At 70.8% G+C, this 21,314-nt stretch carries 20 protein-coding genes; 13 read left to right on the top strand and 7 right to left on the bottom strand.

What is annotated here, in order from left to right; all coding sequences use genetic code 11:
- Nucleotides 1–2: 2 nt before the first annotated feature.
- From AC07Q9_RS13185 to AC07Q9_RS13170, 4 genes are read right to left on the bottom strand one after another with little or no spacing between them, the layout of a single operon-like run.
- Nucleotides 3–1,022 (bottom strand): Bug family tripartite tricarboxylate transporter substrate binding protein, encoded by a 1,020-nt coding sequence (locus AC07Q9_RS13185; RefSeq protein ID WP_495309889.1) that lies wholly within the window; start codon nt 1,020–1,022, stop codon nt 3–5.
- Nucleotides 1,023–1,042: 20 nt separating this feature from the next.
- On the bottom strand, nt 1,043–2,458 hold the full coding sequence (locus AC07Q9_RS13180) for a sensor histidine kinase (RefSeq protein ID WP_495309887.1): 1,416 nt from the start codon (nt 2,456–2,458) through the stop codon (nt 1,043–1,045).
- The gene (locus AC07Q9_RS13175; protein ID WP_495299484.1) at nt 2,455–3,126 is read right to left on the bottom strand and encodes a response regulator; all 672 of its coding nucleotides are present in this window, start codon (nt 3,124–3,126) and stop codon (nt 2,455–2,457) included. The genes AC07Q9_RS13180 and AC07Q9_RS13175 overlap by 4 nt, the downstream gene beginning before the upstream one ends.
- A 26-nt stretch (nt 3,127–3,152) precedes the next feature.
- Nucleotides 3,153–4,163, bottom strand: coding sequence for a Bug family tripartite tricarboxylate transporter substrate binding protein (locus AC07Q9_RS13170; protein ID WP_495309885.1), 1,011 nt, complete (start codon nt 4,161–4,163; stop codon nt 3,153–3,155).
- A gap of 213 nt (nt 4,164–4,376) precedes the next feature.
- Here AC07Q9_RS13170 and AC07Q9_RS13165 point away from each other — a divergent pair, with 213 nt between their 5' ends.
- On the top strand, nt 4,377–5,381 hold the full coding sequence (locus AC07Q9_RS13165; protein WP_495309883.1) for an alpha/beta hydrolase family protein: 1,005 nt from the start codon (nt 4,377–4,379) through the stop codon (nt 5,379–5,381).
- Between the two features lie 9 nt (nt 5,382–5,390).
- On the opposite strand, the gene AC07Q9_RS13160 is transcribed toward AC07Q9_RS13165, so the two are convergent.
- Entirely contained in the window at nt 5,391–6,185 is a 795-nt protein-coding gene (locus AC07Q9_RS13160) for an IclR family transcriptional regulator domain-containing protein (RefSeq protein ID WP_139703857.1), read from the bottom strand.
- Between the two features lie 199 nt (nt 6,186–6,384).
- Between AC07Q9_RS13160 and AC07Q9_RS13155 the strand changes: the two genes are divergently transcribed.
- The 12 genes from AC07Q9_RS13155 (at nt 6,385) to AC07Q9_RS13100 (ending at nt 19,856) form a co-directional block, all read left to right on the top strand.
- A complete protein-coding gene (locus AC07Q9_RS13155; RefSeq protein ID WP_495309878.1) occupies nt 6,385–7,308 on the top strand; it encodes a shikimate dehydrogenase family protein in 924 nt (307 codons plus the stop codon).
- Between the two features lie 30 nt (nt 7,309–7,338).
- Nucleotides 7,339–8,172, top strand: a complete 834-nt coding sequence (locus AC07Q9_RS13150; RefSeq protein ID WP_489057244.1) for a shikimate dehydrogenase family protein — start codon at nt 7,339–7,341, stop codon at nt 8,170–8,172.
- A 16-nt stretch (nt 8,173–8,188) separates the two neighbouring features.
- A complete protein-coding gene (gene pcaB, locus AC07Q9_RS13145; RefSeq protein WP_495309873.1) occupies nt 8,189–9,403 on the top strand; it encodes a 3-carboxy-cis,cis-muconate cycloisomerase in 1,215 nt (404 codons plus the stop codon).
- The gene (locus AC07Q9_RS13140; RefSeq protein ID WP_495309871.1) at nt 9,400–9,840 is read left to right on the top strand and encodes a carboxymuconolactone decarboxylase family protein; all 441 of its coding nucleotides are present in this window, start codon (nt 9,400–9,402) and stop codon (nt 9,838–9,840) included. The genes pcaB and AC07Q9_RS13140 overlap by 4 nt, the downstream gene beginning before the upstream one ends.
- Nucleotides 9,837–11,078 carry a multidrug effflux MFS transporter gene (locus AC07Q9_RS13135; RefSeq protein WP_492678194.1) on the top strand — a complete coding sequence of 414 codons (1,242 nt, stop codon included), beginning with the start codon at nt 9,837–9,839 and terminating at the stop codon, nt 11,076–11,078. The genes AC07Q9_RS13140 and AC07Q9_RS13135 overlap by 4 nt, the downstream gene beginning before the upstream one ends.
- Nucleotides 11,075–11,851 carry an alpha/beta fold hydrolase gene (locus tag AC07Q9_RS13130; protein WP_495309870.1) on the top strand — a complete coding sequence of 259 codons (777 nt, stop codon included), beginning with the start codon at nt 11,075–11,077 and terminating at the stop codon, nt 11,849–11,851. The genes AC07Q9_RS13135 and AC07Q9_RS13130 overlap by 4 nt, the downstream gene beginning before the upstream one ends.
- A 141-nt stretch (nt 11,852–11,992) precedes the next feature.
- Entirely contained in the window at nt 11,993–13,891 is a 1,899-nt protein-coding gene (locus AC07Q9_RS13125) for a bifunctional sugar phosphate isomerase/epimerase/4-hydroxyphenylpyruvate dioxygenase family protein (protein WP_495309869.1), read from the top strand.
- A 62-nt stretch (nt 13,892–13,953) separates the two neighbouring features.
- A complete protein-coding gene (locus AC07Q9_RS13120; protein WP_495309868.1) occupies nt 13,954–15,375 on the top strand; it encodes an MFS transporter in 1,422 nt (473 codons plus the stop codon).
- Nucleotides 15,376–15,422: 47 nt separating this feature from the next.
- The gene (locus AC07Q9_RS13115; protein WP_495309867.1) at nt 15,423–16,097 is read left to right on the top strand and encodes a DsbA family oxidoreductase; all 675 of its coding nucleotides are present in this window, start codon (nt 15,423–15,425) and stop codon (nt 16,095–16,097) included.
- A gap of 128 nt (nt 16,098–16,225) precedes the next feature.
- On the top strand, nt 16,226–17,809 hold the full coding sequence (locus AC07Q9_RS13110) for a DUF1800 domain-containing protein (protein ID WP_495309865.1): 1,584 nt from the start codon (nt 16,226–16,228) through the stop codon (nt 17,807–17,809).
- Nucleotides 17,810–17,820: 11 nt separating this feature from the next.
- Nucleotides 17,821–19,044 carry a DUF1501 domain-containing protein gene (locus AC07Q9_RS13105; RefSeq protein WP_495309864.1) on the top strand — a complete coding sequence of 408 codons (1,224 nt, stop codon included), beginning with the start codon at nt 17,821–17,823 and terminating at the stop codon, nt 19,042–19,044.
- A gap of 56 nt (nt 19,045–19,100) precedes the next feature.
- Nucleotides 19,101–19,856 (top strand): tRNA-uridine aminocarboxypropyltransferase, encoded by a 756-nt coding sequence (locus AC07Q9_RS13100; protein WP_495309862.1) that lies wholly within the window; start codon nt 19,101–19,103, stop codon nt 19,854–19,856.
- Between the two features lie 21 nt (nt 19,857–19,877).
- On the opposite strand, the gene AC07Q9_RS13095 is transcribed toward AC07Q9_RS13100, so the two are convergent.
- Together AC07Q9_RS13095 and AC07Q9_RS13090 are read right to left on the bottom strand one after the other, a co-directional pair.
- Entirely contained in the window at nt 19,878–20,765 is an 888-nt protein-coding gene (locus AC07Q9_RS13095) for an amidohydrolase family protein (RefSeq protein ID WP_495309861.1), read from the bottom strand.
- Nucleotides 20,766–20,879: 114 nt separating this feature from the next.
- Nucleotides 20,880–21,170, bottom strand: coding sequence for a hypothetical protein (locus AC07Q9_RS13090; RefSeq protein ID WP_307636935.1), 291 nt, complete (start codon nt 21,168–21,170; stop codon nt 20,880–20,882).
- Between the last annotated feature and the right edge of the window lie 144 nt (nt 21,171–21,314).

Below are 21,314 nucleotides of genomic sequence, written 5' to 3'. Positions count from 1 at the left end.
GTTCAGGGCTTCCAGCGCCGCAGGCCGAGCTCGTCGGCGAGCGCCTGGTAGGCCTTGATGCGCGCCTGCACATAGTCGTCGAGTGCGGCGCCGGTGAGCACGAAAGGATAAAGGCCGTGCCGTTCGCGCAGCGCCGCGTAGCCCGGCGCGGCCGTGGCCTCGGCGAAGGCGGCGGTCCAGGCGCGCACGGCGGTGTCGGGCACGTTGGCACTGAGGTAAACGCCGCGCACGGTCGGCCAGACGATGTCCGCGCCTTGCTCGCGCGCGGTGGGCACGCCCGTGAGCGCGCCGCCCAGCCGCGTTTCGGACAGCACCGCGAGCAGGCGCAGCGGCGCGCCGCCGGCGATGGCCTGCAGCGCCTCGGCGGCGTCGCCCGGGAACGCGTCGACGTGTTTGCCCTGCAGCGCGCCCAGCGCATCGCCGCCGCCTTCGAAGGACACGAAACGCATCGCCTTCGGTGCGCCGCCGGCCGCGCGCACCAGCAGCGCGGCCTTCACCCAGTCCTGGCTGCCGACCGTGCCGCCCGCGCCGAAGACCACGCGCGACGGGTCCTGGCGCAGCGCGGCGATCAGGTCCTGCAAACGGCGGTAGGGCGAGTCGCGGTGCACGGCGACCACGCCGTAGTCGGTGCCCAGCGTGGCGATCCAGCGCACGGCCGAGGGCGGGTGCGGCCCGAAGCGGCCCTGCGCGAGGTTGAGCAGCGAGCCGCTGGAGAACGCGACCAGCGTGCCCGGCCCGCCGAGCTGGCCGCTCGCGATGCGGTCGAAGGCCACCGCGCCGATGCCGCCCGGCAGATAGCGCTGCGCGAGCGGCGTGCGTGCGGGGCGCACGGCCTGCAGCGCATCGCGCGCCAGCGCGCACGTCAGCGCGAAGCCGCCGCCGGCCTTGGCGGGAATCACGCATTCCGCCGGGCCTTCGGACGCATCGCCCGCCGCGGCCGTCGCCTGCAACGCGACAGGCGCGAGCCACGCGGACAGCGCGCGCAGCGCATGGCGACGGGTGAAGGCGAAGGGGCGTGGCATCGAAGAAGAAGGGTGGCGGTTCACCCCGCGGGACGGGGCCACCAGATGATGGCATGCAGGCCCGGCCCCGCGCCGCGTGCCTCCAGCCGCAAGTCGCCACGGTGCCGCTGCGCGATGGAACGCACGATCGCCAGGCCGAGCCCGAAGCCACCCTGGTCCGCGCGCGCGCCGCGACGGAAGCGCTGGCCCAGCGTGGCGCGCTCGTCCTCGCTCAGGCCGGGGCCGTCGTCCTCCACGTTGAGGCTCCAGCCCGCGGCGTCGCCGGCCGCGAAGAGCGTGATCGTGCCGGCCGCCGGCGTGTAGGCGATGGCGTTGGCCACGAGGTTGCTCAGCGCCTCGCGCAGCAGGCCACGGTCGCCCACCGCGTGCAGCTCGGGCGAGGGCGCATGGATGCCCAGGTCGATGCGCTTGGCGCGCGCCAGCGGCAGCAGGTCGACCGCCACCTCGCGCAGCAGCTCGGCGGTGTCGAATGCGGCGGGCGCCACGGCCACGGTGTCGCTGCGGCCCAGCGCCAGCAGCTGCTGCGCGCTGCGCGTGGCGCGGCCGATCTCGGCGCCCAGCGCGTCGAGCGCGGCGCGCACCTGCGCCGGGTCGTCCTCGCGGCGTGCGTAGTCGGCCTGCATCTGCAGCGTGGTCAGGTGCGTGCGCAGCTGGTGCGAGGCGTCGTCGAGAAACTGCCGTTGTTGTGCGACCAGTTCCTGCGTGCGCGCCATCTGCTGGTTCACGGCGGCGACCAGCGGGCGCACTTCGGCGGGCAGGTCGGTCTCGGCGATGCGCGTGAGGTCGTCGGGCGTGCGTGCCTGCACCTCGCGCGCCAGCCGCGAGAGCGGGCGCAACGCCGCCGCCAGCGCCAGCGCGGTGCCGCACAGCAGCATCGCGAGGATCAGCCCGTCGCGCAGCGCCGCGCTGCGCACGAAGCGGCTGGTGAACTCCTGGCGCGAGCGCGTGCTCTCGCCGACCTGGATCAGCACGCTGCGCCCGGTGCTGCCGGCCGGCGCGCGGTCCAGGTCGCGCCGGTAGGCCGCGAGCCGCACGGCCTCGCCGAAGTAGGTGGCGTCGTAGAAGGCCGGCACGCCCATCGCCGGCTCGACCGGCGGCGCGGGCAGGTCGGCGCTGCCCAGCTCGACCAGCCCGTCGGAGGTCGCGACGCGAAAGAACACCTGCCCGCTGGCCGTGAGCTCGAAGAACTCGAACATCGTGTACGGCAGCTCGACCGACAGCCCGCCCGAGGCCGTGGAGATGTTCGCGTCGATCGACTTGAGCGCGCCGAGCAGTGAGCGGTCATACGCCGCGTTGGCGGCGGCCAGTGCGTCGTGCCGGGTCATCCACAGCTCGATGCCCGTCACCAGCAGCAAGGCGGGGAACAGCAGCAGCGCGAGCCGCTGCCACAGGCTGGTGCGGCGCAGGCGGTCGGTGAAGCGGCGCAGCGCGCTCACTCAGTGTCCGCTTCCAGCACGTAGCCCAGGCCGCGCAGCGTGACGATGCGCACCCCGCTGCCGTCGAGCCGCTTGCGCAGCCGGTACACCAGCACCTCGATGGCTTCGAGGTGCACCTCGTCGTCGTCGGAGAACACGCGGTCGAGGATCTGCTGCTTCGACAGCGGCTCGCCGCTGCGCTGCACCAGCGCGCGCAGCACGGCCTGTTCGCGCGGCGACAGCGCGAGCGCCTCGCCGCCCAGCGTGAACTGCCGGCGTGCGCCGTCGTACACCAGCGGCCCGCAGGCCAGGCGCGGATGTTCCACGCCGCGCGCGCGACGCACCAGCGCGTGCAGTCGCGCTTCGAGTTCGGCCAGCGCGAAGGGCTTGGCGAGGAAGTCGTCGGCGCCCGCGTTGAGCGAGGCGACGCGCTCGTCCAGCGAATCGCGCGCCGTGAGGATCAGCGCCGGCAGCCGCTGGTCGCGTTCGCGCAGCCGCTGCAGCACCGTGTGGCCGTCCATGCCGGGCAGGCCCAGGTCGAGCACCAGCGCGTCGTGGTCGCGCTGCTGCAGCGCCCGGTCGGCCAGCCGGCCGTCGTCCACCCATTCGACCTGGATGCCCGCATGCTCCAGCGCCTTGCAGAGCCAGGTGCCCAGGGTGTGTTCGTCTTCGGCCAGCAGGATGCGCATGGCGCCGATGCTAGGGCCTCGGATGCTCAGTCCGGCTTGATGTTTGCCCGGGCGATCACTTTCTGCCAGCGGTTCTGTTCGGCGGTGATGAACTGCGCGAACTGCTCCGGCGTGCCGCCCACGGCTTCGGCCGCATCGGCCGTGAGCCGCTGCATCGAGTCGGGCGACTTCACGGCCTTCATGGTCTCGGCCGAGAGCTTGGTCATCTGTGCGGGCGTGATGCTGGCCGGCGCGAGCATGCCGTACCACTGCGTCATCTCGAAGCCGGGGAAGCCCTGCTCGGCCACGGTCGGCACGTCGGGCAGCTGCGCCAGGCGCTTGGCCGAGCCGGTCGCGATGCAGCGCACCTTGCCGGCCTTGATGAACGGAATGATCGCCGCTGCGCCGATGGCCGAGGCATCGAGCCGGCCCGAGAGCAGGTCGGTCACCATCGGGCCGGTGCCGCGGTAGGGCACGTGCAGCATGAACACGTCGGCCGTCATCTTCAGGTACTCGAAGGCCAGGTGGCCCGCGCTGCCGTTGCCGGCCGAGCCGTAGCTCAGCTTGCCGGGCTTGCTCTTGGCGTAGGCGATGAACTCCTTGAGGTTCTTCGCCGGCACGTCGGGGTGCACCACGTACAGGCTGGGCACCTTGGCCAGCAGGCTCACGGGCTTGAAGTCCTTGTTCGCGTCGTAGGGCAGCTTGGCGAAGATGTAGGGGTTCACGGCCAGCGTGCCGATGTGGCCGAGGATCAGCGTGTGCTGGTCGGTGGCGCGCGCCACTTCGCTCATGGCGATGTTGCCGGCCGCGCCGGGCTTGTTGTCGACGAACACGCTCTGGCCCAGCGTGCGCGACAGCTCGGCGGCGGTGGAACGCGCCACGATTTCGGAGCTGCCGCCCGGCGCGAAGGGCACGACGAAGCGGATCGACTTGCTGGGCCAGGCATCTTGCGCCGAGGCCATCGAAGGCAGCAGGCCGCCGAGGGTGAGGGCGCCGCCGGCTTGCAGCCAGTGGCGGCGGCTCAGGGGGGCGGCGTCGTTCAGGAAGAGGTCGGACATGGTGCGTGTCTCCATCGATCTTGTAAGAAAGCCTGCATCGTGCCGGGTGGATGCTGTCGGAATGCTGTCAGTTCGCCAAGCGGGGCCGTTCGCGCCGTGTGCCTGTCGTTTCGCGCCGCACGGCCCGCGTTCCGTCGCAGCGCCGTAGGCGGCGGGCGGGGGCGCCGCCACCATCGGCACTCACTGCTCTGTCACCGAGCGAGGAGACCCGAGATGCGCCCCTTCTTCCGCCTGAGCCTGTGGCTCGCCGCCGGCCTGTTGTTCTGCTGCCGTGCCTCGGCCTTCGAGGTCGGCTGGCAGCCGTTCAGCGTCGCGGGCGCCGCGCCCGTGACCGCCGCGCTGTACTACCCGACGCAGGCCGCGCCCCGCGAGACGGCCATGGGGCCGTTCACGGTCCGCGCCGCGATCCGGGCGGCGCCCGAGGAACGGTTCAAGGGGCTCATCGTGCTGAGCCACGGCCTGGCCGGCACCGAGCTGGGTCACGGGCGCCTTGCCGAAGCGCTGGCGCGGGACGGCTACCTCGTCGCCGCGATCCGCCATGCGGGCGACAACTGGCAGGATGCGTCACTGATGCAGCGCGGTGCGGCGGCCTATTTCACCGAGCGGCCGCGGCAGGTCTCGCAGCTGATCGATGCGCTGCTCGCAGACCCGCGCTGGAAGGACCGCATCGCCAGCGACGCCCAGGGCCCGCGCATCGGCGCCCTCGGCCATTCGGCGGGCGGCTACACCGTGCTGGCCCTGGCGGGCGGGCAGGCCGACCTGTCGCAGTCCGCGCGGCATTGCGAGCGCGAGCGCAGCGCCGATCCGGTCTTCTGTGGCATCGGCAAGGACGCCGCGCCTTCGACATCGCCGCTGCTGCCTTCGCTGCGCGATGCGCGCGTGCGTGCCGTCGTGCTGATGGCCCCGGTCGGCGTGCCGTTCACGGCGTCGTCGTTGGCGGCCATCCGGGTGCCCGTGCAGATCCACGTGGCGATGCAGGACCGCTTCCTCGTGCCGCGCTTTCACGGCGAATGGCTCGCGCAGCAGATGCCCCAGGCCGTGCTGCACCGCGTGCCCAACGCCTCGCACTTCGCGTTCATGGACAAGCCGGGCATGCAGATCGCCACGCCCGGCGGCGACGTCCAGGAAGACCCGCCGGGCTTCGACCGCGCGGCCTTCCTGGCGCAGCTCGGCCCCGAGGTGGCGGCCTTTTTCGACAAGGCCTGGCCCGCGCCGTAGCCGCAGGGCTCAGATCAGGTTGCGCATCGCCTGCGCCGTCTCGCGCAGCACCGGCAGCACACGGGCCACCGCGTCTTCCGAACTCTCGTGCCCCATCGGCATCGTGATGTTCAGCGCGCCCACCAGCGTGCCGTGGCGGTCGCGCAGCGGCACGGCGATGCCGCGCGAGTTCAGGTCGAGCTGCTGCTCCGACAGCGCCCAGCCCTGGGCGCGGATGCGCGCCAGCTCGAGTTTCATGCGCTCCATGCTCGCGATGGTGTGCGAGGTGAACACCGTGAGCTGGCGCGTGGCCAGCCAGTCGTTCAGCTCGGCGTCGCTGCGCAGCGCCAGCATCAGCATGCCCGAGGCCGTCACCTGCGCCGGCACGCGCGCGCCGAGCACGTAGCCGGTGCTCATGCTGCGGTTGGGGCCGTTGCGCGCGATGTAGACCACCTCGTCGCCGTCCATCACGCTGAGGTAGGCGATCTCGTTGGTGCCGGCCGCCACGCGCTGCAGAAAGGGCTGCACCACGCGCGGCAGGCGGGCCGACTCGAGGTACGACTGCCCCAGGCGCAGCACGCGCGGCGTGAGCCAGAACAGCTTGCCGTCGCTGGCCACGTAGCCCATGTGCTGCAGGGTGAGCAGGTAGCGCCGCGCGGCGGTGCGCGTCATGTTCGTGCGCTGGCCGGCCTGGCTGGCCGTGAGGCGCGGGTTGGCGTCGTCGAAGGCCTCGATGATGCTCACGCCGCGCTCCAGCCCGGCGATCCAGTCGCGCTTGTCCAGGCCGGCGGGCGGCGTCGAGTCGTCGGGGCTGGTGGGGGTCATGGGCGGAAGTGTGCCCGCGTCCGGCGCGGCGGCGGGGCCCGAATGGCTAAGTAAAAACCCGCAATTTGATCGATTGACGCACTTGAAAGATCGATCATCGAACGTTTGACTGTCCATGTGCCAGCAGGCTGCGCGCGAAGGGACTATAAAGCCCGCTGTTCCGCCCCGAAACGAGCGATTGACGAACGGAAGCACGCCCATGAGCCCATTCATCACTGGCAGCACCCAGGCCTACCTCATCCCCGGCGACCCGGTCCGCAACGTGCGGCTGCCGCGCATGTTCAACGCGGCCTTCGCGCGCTACGGCATCGACGCGGTGCTGGTGCCCATGCAGGTGCCGGTGCGCGACTTCGCGGTGTTCATGAAGTCGGCCTTCCTGGCGCGCAACGTGCGCGGCATGGTGATCGCGCCGCCGCACAAGCCGCGCGTGGTCGACCTGCTCGACGGCTGCGGCCTGTTCGGCCGCGTGGCGGGCTCGGTCAACGTGGTGCGCCGCACCGAGGGCGACCAGCTCGAGGGCGACCTGTTCGACGGCGAGGGCCTGATCGGCGCGCTCGACCGCTGCAATGTGCCGTTTCGCGGCAAGCGCGTGCTGATCCTCGGCGCGGGCGTGAGCGCTGCGGCCATCGGCGTGGCGCTGGCCGAGGGCGGCACGGTGAACGGCGCCGAGCACATCGCCTTCTTCGACACCGCCTCCGGCAAGGCTGCGGGCGTGGCCGCCAAGCTCGACGCCTTTTTCGACGCGACCGTGGTCGCGGTCGACAGCAACGCGCCCGAGGGCTACGACCTCGTGATCAACGCCACGCCGCTGGGCCTGGCCGAGGACGACGCGCTGCCGCTGGATGTGGCGCGCTTGGAACCGCACGCGGCGCTGTTCGACATCCTGCTGCGCAACCAACCCACGCCGCTGGTGCGTGCGGCGCGGGCGCGCGGGCTCAACGCACAGGCCGGCTTCGAGATGCTGGTGCAGCAGATGCCGCACTACTTCCGCTACTTCGGCCACATCGACGCGGCCGATGCGATGCAGGCCGACGCCGACTTCCTGCGCGAGCTCATCTATCCGCCGGCGATGCACGCCGAGATCGCAACCCCGTTGCGCTACCAATCCCCGAGCGTGGCCTGACCCCGCGCCTTCCTGAACAAGACGACTCCCATGATCTCCGGCAAGACCACGCTCATCGCCCACATCGGCTACCCCACCGAAGCCTTCAAGGCGCCGATGATCTACAACCCCTGGTTCGACAAGCAGGGCATCGACGCGGTCGTCGTGCCCATGGGCGTGAAGCCCGAGGACTACGCGGTGTCGCTCGCGCAGATCTTCAAGTTCTCGAACCTGCGCGGCGCGTTGGTCACGATGCCGCACAAGGTCACGACGATGTCGCTGGTCGACGAGGTCACGCCCACCGCGCGCGTCGCGGGCGCCTGCAACGCCGTGCTCAAGCGGCCCGACGGCAGTCTGCTGGGCGACCAGTTCGACGGCGCGGGCTTCGTGCGCGGCGTGGAGCGCAAGGGGCGGCTGTTTAAGGGCACGCGGGTGCTGGTGTCGGGCACGGGTGGTGTCGGGTCGGCCATTGCGGCGTCGATCGCGGCGGCCGGCGCGGCCGAGCTGATGCTGTTCGACATGAGCGACGCCTCCGCGCAGGCGCTGGCCGCGCGGCTGCGCGAGCACTATCCGCAGATGAAGGTCGCCACCGGCTCGAAGGACCCGGCCGGCTACGACGTGGTCGTCAACGCCACGCCGCTGGGCATGAAGGACAGCGACCCGCTGCCCTTCGACGTGGACCGCATCGCCCCCGAGACCTTCGTCGGCGAGGTCGTCATGAAGACCGAGTACACGCCGCTGCTGCAGGCCGCCAAGGCCAAGGGCTGCCAGGTGCAGGTCGGCACCGACATGCTGTTCGAGATGATCCCGGCCTACCTCGAGTTCTTCGGCTTCGGCACCGCCTCGCCCGAAGAACTGCGCGCCGTGGCGCAATTGAAATACTGAAAACACCGGACCCCGCATGAGCATTTTTGAAGGCTTCCTTTCCACCTCCGAAACGCTGGGCGCCTTCAGCGACCGCGCCTTCGTCGACGCCATGCTGCGCTTCGAGGCCGCGCTCGCACGCGCGCAGGCGGCCGAGGGGCTGATTCCCGAGAGCGCCGCGCATTCGATCGTCGGCAGCTGCAAGGTCGAGCTGTTCGACGTGGCCAAGATCGTGCGCGAGAGCGGACGCGCCGGCAGCGTCGCCATCCCGCTGGTGAAGGCACTGCGCGAGGCCGTGGGCCTGTTCAATGCCGAGGCGGTGCCCTTCGTGCACTTCGGCAGCACCAGCCAGGACGTGATCGACAGCGCGATGGCGCTGGTCACGCGCGAGGCCGTCGCACTCGTCGAAGCCGACCTGGCGAAGGCCGCCGACGCGCTGCTGCGCCTGGCGGTGCAGCACGCCGACACGCCGATGCTCGCGCGCACGCTGATGCAGCCGGCCTCGGTCACCAGCTTCGGCTTCAAGTGCGCCGGCTGGGCCGCGCCGCTGGTGCGCAGCCGCACCCGCCTGCGCGCCGCCGCGAAGCACGCGCTGCAGCTGCAGCTCGGCGGCGCCGTCGGCACGCTGGCGCAGATGAAGGGGCAGGGCGCCGCGGTGCGCCAGCGCATGGCCAAGGAACTGGGCCTGGGCGATCCCGGCGCCACATGGCACACGCAGCGCGACGAATGGGTCGCGCTCGGCTGCGAGCTCGGCCTGCTCACGGGCAGCCTGGGCAAGGTCGCGGTCGACATCTCGCTGCTCGGCCAGTACGAAGTGGCCGAGGTCGCCGAGCCCAGCGAACCCGGGCGCGGCGGCTCGTCCGCGATGCCGCACAAGCGCAACCCCGTGGCTTCGATGGTCGCCATCGCCGCCGCGCACCGTGCGCCGCAGCGCGTGGCGGCCTTGCTCGGCGCCATGCCGCAACAGCACGAGCGCGCGCTCGGCGCCTGGCAGGCCGAGCTGGCCGAATGGCCGCAGCTGTTGATGTCGGCGCACGGCAGCGTGCGTGCCATGGCCGGCGCCTTGCCCGGCCTGCAGGTCGATGCCGCGCGCATGCGCGCCAACATCGACCGGCTGCGCGCCGAGCTGCCGCGCGACGCAGCCGACGAATGGTTCGACCCCGCACTCGCCGTGAATGCGGGGCACATCGCTGTGGCGCAGGTGAAAGCCCTGCAAGCCCAACTCTCATCCGACAAGGAACTCTCGCCATGACCGCCCCCGACACCCCGAGCAATCCTTACGAAGACGGCCTCGTCAACCGCCGCCGCGTGCTCGGCGACGCCTGGGTCGACAAGTCGCTCGCCAACCGCAACGGCTTCAATGCCGAGTTCCAGGAGCTCATCACGCGCCACGCGTGGAACGACATCTGGGGCCGCTCTGCGCTGGGCGACAAGACGCGCCGCTTCATGGTGCTGTCGATGATGCTGGGCATCCATGCGTACGAAGAATTCGCCATGCATGTGCGCGCCGCGCTCGACGGCCCGCCCGAGTCGCGCCTCACGCCCGACGAGATCAAGGAAGTGATCATGATGGCCGCGATCTACTGCGGCGTGCCGGTGGCCAACCACGCCTTTGGCATCGCGACGAACATCCTGCGCGAGAAGGGCCTGCTGCCCGCGGCACCCGCTGCTCCGTCCGCGGCGCAGTGAACGCGCCGGTCGCCCCGAAGAAGGGCCGGTTCGACGTCAGTTTCACCTTGCTGCTGCCGCTGCTGCTGGCCGCGCAACCGGTGGCCACCGACAGCTATCTGCCTGCGCTCCCCGCCATCGCGAAGGAGCTGGGCTCGGCCAGCACCAGCCTCACGCTGTTCGTGCTGGCCTTCGGCTTTGCGCAGCTGCTGTGCGGCCCGCTGGCCGACCGCTTCGGCCGACGGCCCGTGCTGCTGGCGGGGCTGGCCTGTTATGTGGTCGCGGCTTTCGGCGGTGCCTTTGCGGGCAGCGTGGCGGTGCTCGCGGGCTGGCGCACGCTGCAGGGTTTTTCGATGGCGGCGATTCTCGTGTGCTCACGCGCCGCGGTGCGCGACCTGTATCCGGCGCACGAGGGCCCGCACGTCATGGCGCGGGGCCTCACGGGGCTGGGCATGGTCGGGCTGGTGGCGCCGCTGCTGGGCGCCTGGCTGGTGCAGGGCGCGGGCTGGCGCTGGGTGATGGTCGCGATGGCGGTCTATTCGCTGGCGCTGTTCGCGCTGTGCTGGCGCTCCTTCGGCGAAACGCGCAAGCCGCTGGCCGGAGGCGAATCGTCCGCGCCGCGCGGCAGCACGCGCGCCGTGTTCGCGAGCCGCGCCTTCCGCGCCTGGGCCTCGGTGGCCGCAGCCACCTACGGCGGGCTGTTCTGCTTTCTGCTGCTCTCGCCGATGGTCTACATCGGCTACCTCGGCTGGTCGCCCGCGTGGTACGGCTGGATTCCGGCCGGCGGCTCGCTGGTCTACATCTTCAGCACCACGATGTGCCGCAGCCTGCTGCGTCGCTTCGGGCCCATGCGCACCGTGCGCCTGGGCGCGGTGCTGAGCATCACCGGCGCCGTGATCCAGGCGCTGGGCTGCTGGCTGATGCCGCACAGTGCGGTGCCGCTGCTGGCGGGCCACGCCGTGTACTGCCTCGGCCACGGCATCCACCAGCCCTGCGGACAGGCCGGTGCCGTGGGCGACCTGCCGCACCTGGCGGGGCGGGCCGTGTCGTGGTCCGGTTTCGGCATGATGATGGTCGCGTTCTGCGTGGGGCAGGTCGCCGCGCTGTTCGTCGACACGAGTTTTTCGTACGGCGCCTGGCCGATGGTCGTGCCGATGCTCATGGCCGGCACCGTGCTGCTGGCCATCGCGTTCCTGTGGCTGCCGCGTCTCTCTCAACCTGCTTCTCCATCCTCCCCAAAGAAGGACTCCACCCCATGACCACTTCCACCCCCCGCCTGAATGTCGTGCGCGAAGGCGACGGCCCCTTCGTCGTGCTCAGCCATGCGCTCGGCTGCGACCTGCACATGTGGGACGGCGTGGCCGCGCAGCTGGCGCGCGCCCACACGGTGATTCGCTACGACCACCGCAACCATGGCGGCTCCGAGGTGGTGCCCGGCGTGCTGCGCGTGGAAACGCTGGCGCAGGACGCGTCCGAGCTGATCGCGCGCGAGACGGGCGGCGAGCCGGTGCACTTCGTGGGCCTGTCGATGGGCGGCATGACCGCGCAGGCGCTGGCGGTGCGGCATGCCGCGCAGCTCAGGACCGTGGTGATCGCCAATTCGGCCGCGCACTACCCCGACCAGGCCCCGTGGCGCCTGCGCGCGGAAACCGTGGCCGCCAAGGGCGTGGCCGCCATCGCCCCGGGCGCCGTGGCGCGCTGGCTCACGCCGGCCTACGCCGCCACGCCCGAAGGCGCGGTGGCCGCGCGCACCTTGCACGACACGCTGGTGCGCACCGACGCGCAGGGCTACATCGAGAGCTGCAACGCCGTGGCCGCCATCGACTTTCGCGACAGCAACCGCCGCATCGCCACGCCCACGCTGGTGATCGGCGGGCTGCAGGACGAGGCCACGCCCCTGGCCATGTCCGAGGCCATGGTGGCGCAGATCCCGGGCGCGCGGCTGGCGACCATCGACGCCGCGCACCTGAGCGCGGTGGAGCGCCCGGTCGAGTTCGCGCAGATGCTGATCGATTACTGGCGCAGCCTCTGAAAAAACGCCCGGCCCGCACCCCCGTGTGGGCTAGGTGTAACCCCTATTTCGTGCGAATGATGATCGGTGGCGTGCGATCATCGATCAGAAGGGGCTGATTTGCGTTGTGGCGCGCCCGGGCTCTTTCTACAGTCCATCCCCATGCACCGCGCCATTGCCACCGTCTCGCTCAGCGGCACCCTCCGCCAGAAGCTCGAAGCCATTGTGGCCGCGGGCTTCGACGGCATCGAGCTGTTCGAAGCCGATTTCGTCAACTTCCGCGGCACCGCCGCCGAGCTGCGCAGCATCGTGGCCGACCTGGGCCTGGCTATCGACCTGTACCAGCCGTTTCGCGACTTCGAAGGCATGCCCGAGGCGCAGTTCCACCGCAGCCTGGAGCGCGCCGAACGCAAGTTCGACCTCATGGAAGCCATGGGCGCGCCGCTGGTGCTGTGCTGCTCCAACACCTCGCCGCTGTCGGTGAACGACCCGGCGCGCGCCGCCGCCCAGCTGCACGAACTGGCCGAGCGCGCCGCGCGCCGCAACCTGCGCGTGGGCTTCGAGGCGCTGGCCTGGGGCCGCCACACCTCGCGCTACGCCCAGGCCTGGGACATCGTGCAGCGCGCCGACCATCCGCACCTCGGGCTGATCCTCGACAGCTTCCACACGCTGTCGCTGAAGGACGACCCGGCGAGCATCGCCGCGATTCCGGGCGAGAAGATCTTCTTCGTGCAGATGGCCGATGCGCCGCTCCTGTCGATGGACGTGCTGCAGTGGGCGCGCCACCACCGCTCGTTTCCGGGGCAGGGCGATTTCGACGTGGTCGGCTTCTTCGAGCAAGTTCTGCGCGCGGGCTACACCGGGCCGCTGTCGCTGGAGATCTTCAACGACATCTTCCGCGAGACGCCGAACCGCCGCACCGCCGTCGATGCGATGCGCTCGCTGCTGTACCTCGAAAGCGAAACGCGCGAGCGGCTCGCCAACGGGAATGCCCCCGTGCAGCCGCAGCGCGTGGAACTGTTCAACCCGCCGCCCGCGCCGCCGCTCTCGGGCCTGTCGTTCATCGAGTTCGCGGCCGACGAGGCCTCGGCCGTCACGCTCGGCGCGCTGCTCGGGCAGCTGGGCTTTCGCCGTGTCGGGCGCCATCGCTCCAAGGCCGTCACGCTGTACCGCCAGGGCGGTATCCACTTCATCGTCAACGCGCAGCCCGATTCGTTCGCGCGCCAGCGTTTCGAGGCGCACGGCACCTCGGTGTGCGCGCTGGGCGTGCGTTGCGCCGACCCGCTCGCGGCCGTGGGCCGCGCCAGCGCCATGCGTTCGCAGCGCCACGACAGCCCGGTGGGGCCGAACGAGCTGCGCGTGCCGGCCATCGTGGCGCCGGGCGGCAACCTGATCCATTTCGTGCCCGAGGCGCTGGGCGCCAACGGGCTGTACGAGACCGACTTCATCCTCGAGGACGCGGGGCCGGGCGACAGCGATGCGGGCCTCACGCGCATCGACCACGTGGCGCTGGGCCTGGCGCTCGACCAGCTCGACACCTGGGTGCTGTTCACGCGCGCCGTGCTCGGCCTGGAGCCCGGCGAGAGCCTGGAGCTGGCCGACCCCTTCGGCCTGATCCGCAGCCGCGGCGTGGCCAATGCCGACCGCAGCCTGCGCCTGGTGCTGAACGTGTCGCTGAGCCAGCGCACGCGCACCGCGCGCACGCTGAGCGTGACCGGCGGCGGCGCGGTGCATCACATCGCGCTCGACTGCGACGACATCTTCGACACCGTGGCCCGGCTGCGCGCCAACGGCACGCGCTTCGTGCCGATCTCGGACAACTACTACGACGACCTGGCCACGCGCATCGACGTGGCGCCCGAGTTGCTGGCGCGCATGCGCGAAGCCGGCGTTCTGTTCGACCGCTCGGCGGCCGGCGACTACCTGCACATCTACACCGAGAGTTTCGACGGCGGCCTCTTCTTCGAGGTCGCGCAGCGCGTAGGCGGCTACGACGCCTACGGCGCGCTCAACGCACCCGCGCGCATGGCGTCGCAGGCGCAGCAGCCCCAGCAAGACTGATCCACAAGACCGATTTTTTCCCCTCGCATCCGACACCTTCGTCACACCACTGGAGACAACCCATGGCCCACCCATCCGCCAAAGAGCCGCAAGGCAAGCACCAGTCGAGGAAAGCCGCCGCCAGCGGCTGGATCGGCTCGGCGCTGGAGTACTACGACTTCTTCATCTACGCCACCGCCGCGGCGCTGATCTTTCCGCAGATCTTCTTCCCCAAGGGCGACCCGACCACGGCCATCATCGCGTCGCTCGCGACCTACGGCGTGGGCTATGTCGCGCGCCCCATCGGCGCCTTCGTGCTCGGCCACTGGGGCGACACGCACGGGCGCAAGCAGGTGCTGGTGCTGTGCATGTTCCTGATGGGCTTCTCGACCGTGGCCGTGGGCCTCTTGCCGACCTACGACCAGGTCGGCCTGCTGGCCCCGGCGCTGCTGGTGTTCCTGCGTCTGGTGCAGGGCTTCGCGGTGGCCGGCGAAATTTCGGGCGCGAGCTCGATGATCCTGGAGCACGCGCCGTTCGGGCGCCGCGGCTTCTTCGCGAGCTTTACCTTGCAGGGCGTGCAGGCCGGCCAGATCCTGGCGGCTGCCGTGTTCCTGCCGCTGGCGCACTACATGCCTGAAGAGTCGTTCAACTCGTGGGGCTGGCGCATTCCGTTCCTGTTGAGCTTCATCGTGATCGTGGCCGGCTACATCATCCGCCGCGAGGTCGATGAGACGCCGGCCTTCGCCGAAGTCGACAAGAAGGGCGAAGTGGCGAAGTCGCCCATCGTCCAGGCCTTCACCGACAGCTGGGCCGACATGCTGCGCGTGGTCTGCATGGCGCTGATGAACGTGATTCCCGTGGTCGCCACCGTGTTCGGCGCGGCCTACGCGGTGCAGGCCGCCTACGGCATCGGCTTCCAGAAAGACGTGTACCTGTGGATTCCCGTGCTGGGCAACATCCTGGCCGTGCTGGTGATCCCGTTCGTGGGCAACCTGTCGGACCGCATCGGCCGCAAGCCGCCGATCATCGTGGGCGCACTGGCTTCGGGCCTGCTGTCGTTCGTGTACCTGTACGCCATCAGCATCAAGAACGTGCCGCTGGCCATCTGCATGTCGCTCTTGATGTGGGGCATCGTGTACCAGGGCTACAACGCGACCTTCCCGAGCTTCTACCCGGAGCTGTTCCGCACCCGCAACCGCGTGTCGGCCATGGCCATCTCGCAGAACATCGGCACCACCTTCACCGCGCTGCTGCCTGCGCTGTTCGCCGCCGTGGCGCCTCCGGGCTCGACCAACGTGTGGTTCACGGTCGGCGCCATCACCTTCGCGGTGACCGTGCTGGCCGCGCTGGCCGCCATGAGCGCCCGCGAGACCTACCGCATCCACATGCGCGACCTGGGCGACCCGAACGCCGTGCCGGTCGACAAGGTCGAGTACGACCGCCTGCGCGAAGAAACGCTGGCCAGCGCCCGCATGGAGCGCGAGCGCCGCAAGGCCATGGCCTGAAGACCCCGCGCGCACAAAGGGGTTGTGGCGCCATGAAGAATGGCGCCATGACCGCCCATCTCAAGATCGATTTCGTCTCCGATGTCTCCTGCCCCTGGTGCGCCGTGGGCCTCGGCGCACTCGAAGCCGCCCTGAAACGGGTGGCGCCGGAGGTCTCGGCCGAGCTGCACTTCCAGCCCTTCGAGCTGAACCCGCAGATGCCGCCCGAAGGCCAGGACACCTTCGAGCACCTGAACCAGAAGTACGGCTCGTCGCTCGAGCAGCAGGCCCAGGCCCGCGAGGCGATCCGCCAGCGCGGCGCGGCCGTCGGCTTCGAGTTCAGCGCCGGGGGCCGGCCCCGCGTGTACAACACCTTCAACGCCCACCGCCTGCTGCACTGGGCCGAGCTGGAAGACCCGGCCAAGCAGGTGGCGCTCAAGAAGCTGCTGCTGAAGGCCTACTTCACCGACAGCCAGAACCCTTCGGATACCGACGTGCTGGTGCGCGCGGCGACCGAGGCGGGGCTCGACGCGGCGCGGGCCCGCGAGATTTTGGCCGGCGACGAGTTCGCGCAGGAAACCCGCGAACGCGAGCGCCTGTACACCGACGCCGGCATCCACTCGGTGCCCGCGATCATCATCAACGACCAGCACCTGATCTCCGGCGGCCAGCCGGTCGAGGTGTTTGAGCGCGCGCTGCGGCAGATTGCGGGTGCGGAGCCCAGCCGTACCGCCACGGCCTGAAGGCCCCGGGGCCGCGGCCCTGCCGTTTCGTCCTGAAACGAAGCTGACTTTCAGCTTTACCTGAGCGCGGGCCGAGGTCGGTCAACCGCTGATATCGCGAAGCGGTTGATCGGTTCATGATCGACCGCATGCCGTCTCCGAAGCTGCACCGCTCGCGCGCGATCGCCGTGACGCTGGCCGCCGTGCTGGCGCTCGCCGCCTGTTCCACCGGCCTGCTGCGCCCCGAGGGCCCGCCGCTCACGGCACTGGGCCACGCCGCCGACACGCCCGCCGCGCAGCTGCGCTGGCTCGACCGTGTGAGCTGGGGCGCCAACGCCGGCAGCCAGGCCGAGCTGGCGCGCGACGGCCTGCCGCGCTGGATGGGCCGCCAGCTGCGTCCCGCGCCGCGTCCGCTGCCCGCGGCGGCGCAGGCACAGATCGACGCAATGGCCATTTCGCGCACGCCGCTCGACCAGCTCGTCGTCGCGCTCGACGCCCGGCGCAAGGCTGCCGACGCCTTGCCCGACGAAGACGCGAAGAAGGCCGCACGCACGGCCTACCAGCAGGAACTCAACACCCTCGCGCGCGAGGCGCAGCAGCGCTTCCTGCTGCGCGCGCTGTACGCGCCCAACCAGCTGCAGGAGCAGATGACCTGGTTCTGGACGAACCACTTCAACGTCAGCATCCGCAAGGACCTGGTGCGCGCGATGGTCGGCGACTACGAAGAGAACGCCATCCGCCCGCACGCGCTCGGTAAGTTCCGCGACCTGCTGGGCGCCACCGCGCGGCACCCGGCCATGCTGCGCTACCTCGACAACGCGCAGAACGCGGCCAACCGCATCAACGAGAACTACGCACGCGAGCTCATGGAGCTGCACACGCTGGGCGTGGGCGGCGGCTACACGCAGGCCGACGTGCAGGAGTTGGCGCGCGTGCTGACCGGCGTGGGCGTCAGCGTGCAGCCGCCCGACGCGGCGCCGCCCGCGGTGCGCCCGGCCGTGCGCGCCGACCACGTGCGCCAGGGCCTGTTCGAGTTCCACCCGAACCGGCACGACTACGGCCCGAAGACCTTCCTGGGCCAGCCCATCCAGGCGCGCGGCCTGGCCGAGACCGACGAGGCGCTCGATCGCCTGGCGCGCGCGCCGGCCACCGCGCGCTTCATCTCGCGCAAGCTCGCCGTGTACTTCGTGGCCGACGAGCCGCCGCCCGCGCTGGTCGAGCGCATGGCCGCCACCTTTACGCGCAGCGACGGCGACATTGCCGCCACCCTGCAGACGCTGTTCGAATCGCGCGAGTTCGCGGCCTCGCTGGGCCGCAAGTTCCGCGACCCCGTGCACTACGTGGTGGCGGGCGTGCGGCTGGCCTACGACGAGCGCGTGGTGCTCAACACCACGCCGATGATCGGCTGGATCAACCGCATGGGCGAGACCCTGTACGCCCACGAGACGCCCGACGGCTACCCGCTCAACGAGGCCGCCTGGGCCAGCGCGGGGCAGATGAACACCCGCTTCGAGATTGCCCGCGCCATCGGCACCGGCGGCGCCGTGCTGTTCCGCACCGACGACAAGGCCCCGCTCGAGAAGCCGCCGTTTCCACCGCTGGCCGAGTCGCGCGCCGTGCATGCGCTGCAGCCCGGCCTGAGCGCCGACACGCAGCAGGCGCTTGCGCAGGCGAAGAACCCGCCGGAGTGGAACACCTTCCTGCTCGCATCGCCCGAGCTGATGCGGCGTTGAAAGGCTCAGTCATGCAACGTCGACACCTGCTGCAACTCATGGCCGCCACGCCGCTGGCCGGCGCCGCCGCGCGCGTGGTTGCCGCGCCCGCGGCCGAGGGCACCAAGCTGCTCGTCGTGTTCCTGCGCGGCGCCTACGACAGCACCAGCCTGCTGGTGCCCACCGCGAACAGCGACTTCTATTACGCCTCGCGGCCCAACATCGCCATCCCCCGGCCCGGCACGCCTGACGGCGCGTTGCCGCTCGAGGGCGGCGACTGGGGCCTGCACCCCGCGCTTGCGCAGAGCGTGCTGCCGCTGTACCAGCGCAAGCAGGCGGCCTTCATTGCCTTCGCCGGCACCGACGACCTCACGCGCAGCCACTTCGAGACGCAGGACGCGATCGAGCTCGGCGTGGCGCCCGACAACGCGCGGCGCGACTACCGCTCGGGCTTTCTCAACCGGCTGGCCGGCGTGCTCGGCGCCGGGCCGCTGGCCGACGTGTCGCCCATCGCCTTCACCGACCAGTTGCCCATCGTGCTGCGCGGCGACGACGCCAAGGCCGCCAACATGGCGCTGGCGGGCGTGGCGCGGCAGGCCCTCGATGCGCGGCAGAGCCAGATCATTGCGTCGATGTACCGCAACACCGCGCTCGCGCAGCCCGTGGCCGAGGGCTTCCAGGTGCGCGACGAGGTGGTGCGCGCCATGCAGGCCGAGATGGACGCCGCCAGCCGCAACGCCATGAGCCCCAAGGGCTTCGAGCAGGTCGCGCGGCGCATGGCGCTCTTGATGCGCGAGCGCTTCGACATCGGCTTTGTCGACGTCGGCGGCTGGGACACCCACGTGGGGCAGGGCGCGGCCAAGGGCTACCTGGCCAACCGTTTCGAAGAACTGGGCCGCGGCGTGGCCGGCTTCGCGCAGGAGATGGGCGAGCCCGGCTGGCGCCAGACCGTGGTGGTCGTCGTCAGCGAGTTCGGCCGCACCTTCCGCGAGAACGGCAACCGCGGCACCGACCACGGGCACGGCACCGTGTACTGGGTGCTCGGCGGCGGCCTGGCCGCGCAGGCGGGCGGGCGCGTCGTGGGCGAGCAGCAGCCGCTGACGCAGGCCACGCTGTTCCAGAACCGCGACCATGCGGTGCTCAACGAGTACCGGGCGGTGCTGGGCGGGTTGTTCCAGCGGATGTACGGGCTGTCGACTGCGCAGGTGGCGCGGGTGTTCGGCGGTGCGGCAGTGAAGGACCTGCGGCTGGTCTAGCGAGCGAGCGCATGCCGCCGCACGGCGCTGGCGGCCACGCCACCGAGAATCGGTGCATGCCTCACGCCGTCTCCCTCCTTCGCGCCGCGCGCCTGGCGCGCAGCGCCAAGCCTTTTCTTGCCCGTGGCGGTTTCAAGCGTGAGCGCTGTGCGGGCTGCCGGCTGGTGCCCAGCCATTGCATGTGCGCCGTGCGCCCTCCGGTGGCCACGCGCGCGGGGGTGTGCCTGCTCATGGCCGACATCGAGCCGCTCAAGCCCACCAACACGGGGTGGCTGGTGGCCGATGTGGTGGCCGACACCTACGCCTTCGGCTGGGCCCGCACCGAGACCGATCCCGCGCTGCTGGCGCTGCTGGACGACCCGCAATGGCAGCCCTATGTGGTGTTCCCGGGGCAGTACGCGGCGCCCGAGCGCGTGGTGCTGGGCGTTCCTGCGTCGCCTGATGCGGCCGGTGGCGGTGTCGCGAAGCGTCCGCTCTTCATCCTGTTCGATGCGACCTGGGCCGAGGCTCGCAAGATGTTTCGCCGCAGCCCCTACCTCGACCGGCTGCCGGTGCTGAGCCTGCAGCCCGAGCAGATCACACAATACAAGCTGCGCAACTCCGGCCGCGGCGACCACTTCTGCACCAGCGAGGTGGCGGCGATGTGCATGGACCTGGCCGGCGAGCAGGCCGCGCAGCAGACGCTGGACGCCTACCTGGGCGTGTTCACGCACCACTACCTGTGCGCGAAGAACCAGCAGCCGGTCGCGTGGGACGGCGCCGCGCACCAGCGGCTGCGCGAGGTGGCCGCGCGGCGCGATCAGGTCGCCTGAGACCGGCTGCGCGGGCGGGCCTCAGCGCAGGTCGAACAGCGCCGCCGCGTTGCCCCAGGCGATGCGCTGCGCCACGGCGGGCGGCAGGTCGCCCAGCCAGGTGCGGTAGCCGCGCATGATCTCGTCGTAGGCGCTCCAGCGCTGGTTGACCCAGGTGTCGGAGCCGACCATGAAGCGATCGGGGTGCTTGAGGATCAGCGCGCGCCATTCGGGGCACAGGCGCCCGTCCTCGCAGGTCAGGCCGGGGCGGTACGAGAGTTCGCCCATCAGCAGCGGGTAGCGCTCCAGCATCGCCTGCACGCGCTCGACCGGCGTGCCGCCGATGCCGGTGTGGGCCCAGATGAGGCGCAGCGCGCGGCCCTTCGACGGCGCGTTCGCCATCAGCAGGTCGACAGCCACGTCGTCCACGTGCGCGAGCACGGCGAGCTTTTTCTCTTCGGCCAGCGCGATCAGTTTCTTGGCCACGGGGCCGTTGGCGTTGGCGCTCTCGTACAGGTGGAATTCGCCGAGCCCGCGGTAGGGGCCGCTGGCGGTGCCGCGCGCCAGTTCGGCCAGCACCATCTCGTGAATGCTCTCGTCGCGGAACCAGTTGTTGTAGTCGTCGCGGTTGCGGTACAGGCGCACGAAGGGCACCACGGTGACACCGGCGGCGCGGGTCTCGCGCGCGGCAGCCAGGGTCTGCGTGCCGGCATTGGGCCGCGAGTTGGCGATGATGGCCTTCACCTGGTTGCGCTGCATGCGCGCGAGCGCCTCGGTGGGCGGGAAGGGGCCGGCCGTGCCGTCCCAGGCTTCCTGGTTGTAGTGCAGGTGGGTGTCGAACAGCGGGCCGTCGTACGGCGCGGCGGTTTGCCCGTGGGCTTGGGACAGGGCCAGGGCCGCGCAGGCGGCGATGCGGGCAATGAAGCGCATGGGGTTCTCGCGGTGAGGGCCGGGGAGCCGGATTACATCACCCCGGATCACCGCATTGGCACAGCCGCGCCCTTGTCGCCGGGCGCGACCTCGAGGCGATCGCGCGGGCCGGCGTCAGCTGCCGGCCGGATGCGGTGTCGCCTTGCGGCTGCCATCCAGCGAGTACAGCTGCGGGCGGTCTTCCACCGCGACCGCCACCGCCTCGGTGCCGTGCTCCGCGGCGCGCGGTTGCCGGTACAGCTCGTTCTCGAGCCGCCGGGCGCGTTCCGCGTACATGCGGGCGAGGGCGCTGTGATGCTCTGCCGCCGCCTGGTGTTCGATGCGTGCCATCTGGGCCTCTTCGAGCAGTGCCGAAGCACGTTTCAAGTAGGCCGTGTGGGTGGGCCGAAACAAGAAGTCGAACATGATTTCACACTCCTTTCCGCTGCGACAACGGTGCAATCATTGTGAACGAATGGCCTCCAAATGCCATCGCTTCCTGTGGCTGCGGCGCATCGAAGAAGCGTTCTGTTTCACTTGAGTCAGACAGAATCGGTGGCGAAGAGAGAG

It is taken from the genome of Variovorax sp. GW821-FHT09A10, from assembly GCF_059418385.1.
The sequence above is the reverse complement of the archived record's forward strand: the minus strand, read 5'-3'. Positions and strand labels throughout refer to the sequence as shown.

Excerpts from the sequence above, each read along its gene's own strand:
- AC07Q9_RS13185 (WP_495309889.1), bottom strand. The coding sequence starts at position 1,022 with ATGCCACGCCCCTTCGCCTTCACCCGTCGCCATGCGCTGCGCGCGCTG.
- AC07Q9_RS13175 (WP_495299484.1), bottom strand. The coding sequence starts at position 3,126 with ATGCGCATCCTGCTGGCCGAAGACGAACACACCCTGGGCACCTGGCTC.
- AC07Q9_RS13170 (WP_495309885.1), bottom strand. The coding sequence starts at position 4,163 with ATGTCCGACCTCTTCCTGAACGACGCCGCCCCCCTGAGCCGCCGCCAC.
- AC07Q9_RS13165 (WP_495309883.1), top strand. The coding sequence starts at position 4,377 with ATGCGCCCCTTCTTCCGCCTGAGCCTGTGGCTCGCCGCCGGCCTGTTG.
- AC07Q9_RS13160 (WP_139703857.1), bottom strand. The coding sequence starts at position 6,185 with ATGACCCCCACCAGCCCCGACGACTCGACGCCGCCCGCCGGCCTGGAC.
- AC07Q9_RS13155 (WP_495309878.1), top strand. The coding sequence starts at position 6,385 with ATGAGCCCATTCATCACTGGCAGCACCCAGGCCTACCTCATCCCCGGC.
- AC07Q9_RS13150 (WP_489057244.1), top strand. The coding sequence starts at position 7,339 with ATGATCTCCGGCAAGACCACGCTCATCGCCCACATCGGCTACCCCACC.
- pcaB (WP_495309873.1), top strand. The coding sequence starts at position 8,189 with ATGAGCATTTTTGAAGGCTTCCTTTCCACCTCCGAAACGCTGGGCGCC.
- AC07Q9_RS13140 (WP_495309871.1), top strand. The coding sequence starts at position 9,400 with ATGACCGCCCCCGACACCCCGAGCAATCCTTACGAAGACGGCCTCGTC.
- AC07Q9_RS13130 (WP_495309870.1), top strand. The coding sequence starts at position 11,075 with ATGACCACTTCCACCCCCCGCCTGAATGTCGTGCGCGAAGGCGACGGC.
- AC07Q9_RS13125 (WP_495309869.1), top strand. The coding sequence starts at position 11,993 with ATGCACCGCGCCATTGCCACCGTCTCGCTCAGCGGCACCCTCCGCCAG.
- AC07Q9_RS13120 (WP_495309868.1), top strand. The coding sequence starts at position 13,954 with ATGGCCCACCCATCCGCCAAAGAGCCGCAAGGCAAGCACCAGTCGAGG.
- AC07Q9_RS13115 (WP_495309867.1), top strand. The coding sequence starts at position 15,423 with ATGACCGCCCATCTCAAGATCGATTTCGTCTCCGATGTCTCCTGCCCC.
- AC07Q9_RS13110 (WP_495309865.1), top strand. The coding sequence starts at position 16,226 with ATGCCGTCTCCGAAGCTGCACCGCTCGCGCGCGATCGCCGTGACGCTG.
- AC07Q9_RS13105 (WP_495309864.1), top strand. The coding sequence starts at position 17,821 with ATGCAACGTCGACACCTGCTGCAACTCATGGCCGCCACGCCGCTGGCC.
- AC07Q9_RS13100 (WP_495309862.1), top strand. The coding sequence starts at position 19,101 with ATGCCTCACGCCGTCTCCCTCCTTCGCGCCGCGCGCCTGGCGCGCAGC.
- AC07Q9_RS13095 (WP_495309861.1), bottom strand. The coding sequence starts at position 20,765 with ATGCGCTTCATTGCCCGCATCGCCGCCTGCGCGGCCCTGGCCCTGTCC.
- AC07Q9_RS13090 (WP_307636935.1), bottom strand. The coding sequence starts at position 21,170 with ATGTTCGACTTCTTGTTTCGGCCCACCCACACGGCCTACTTGAAACGT.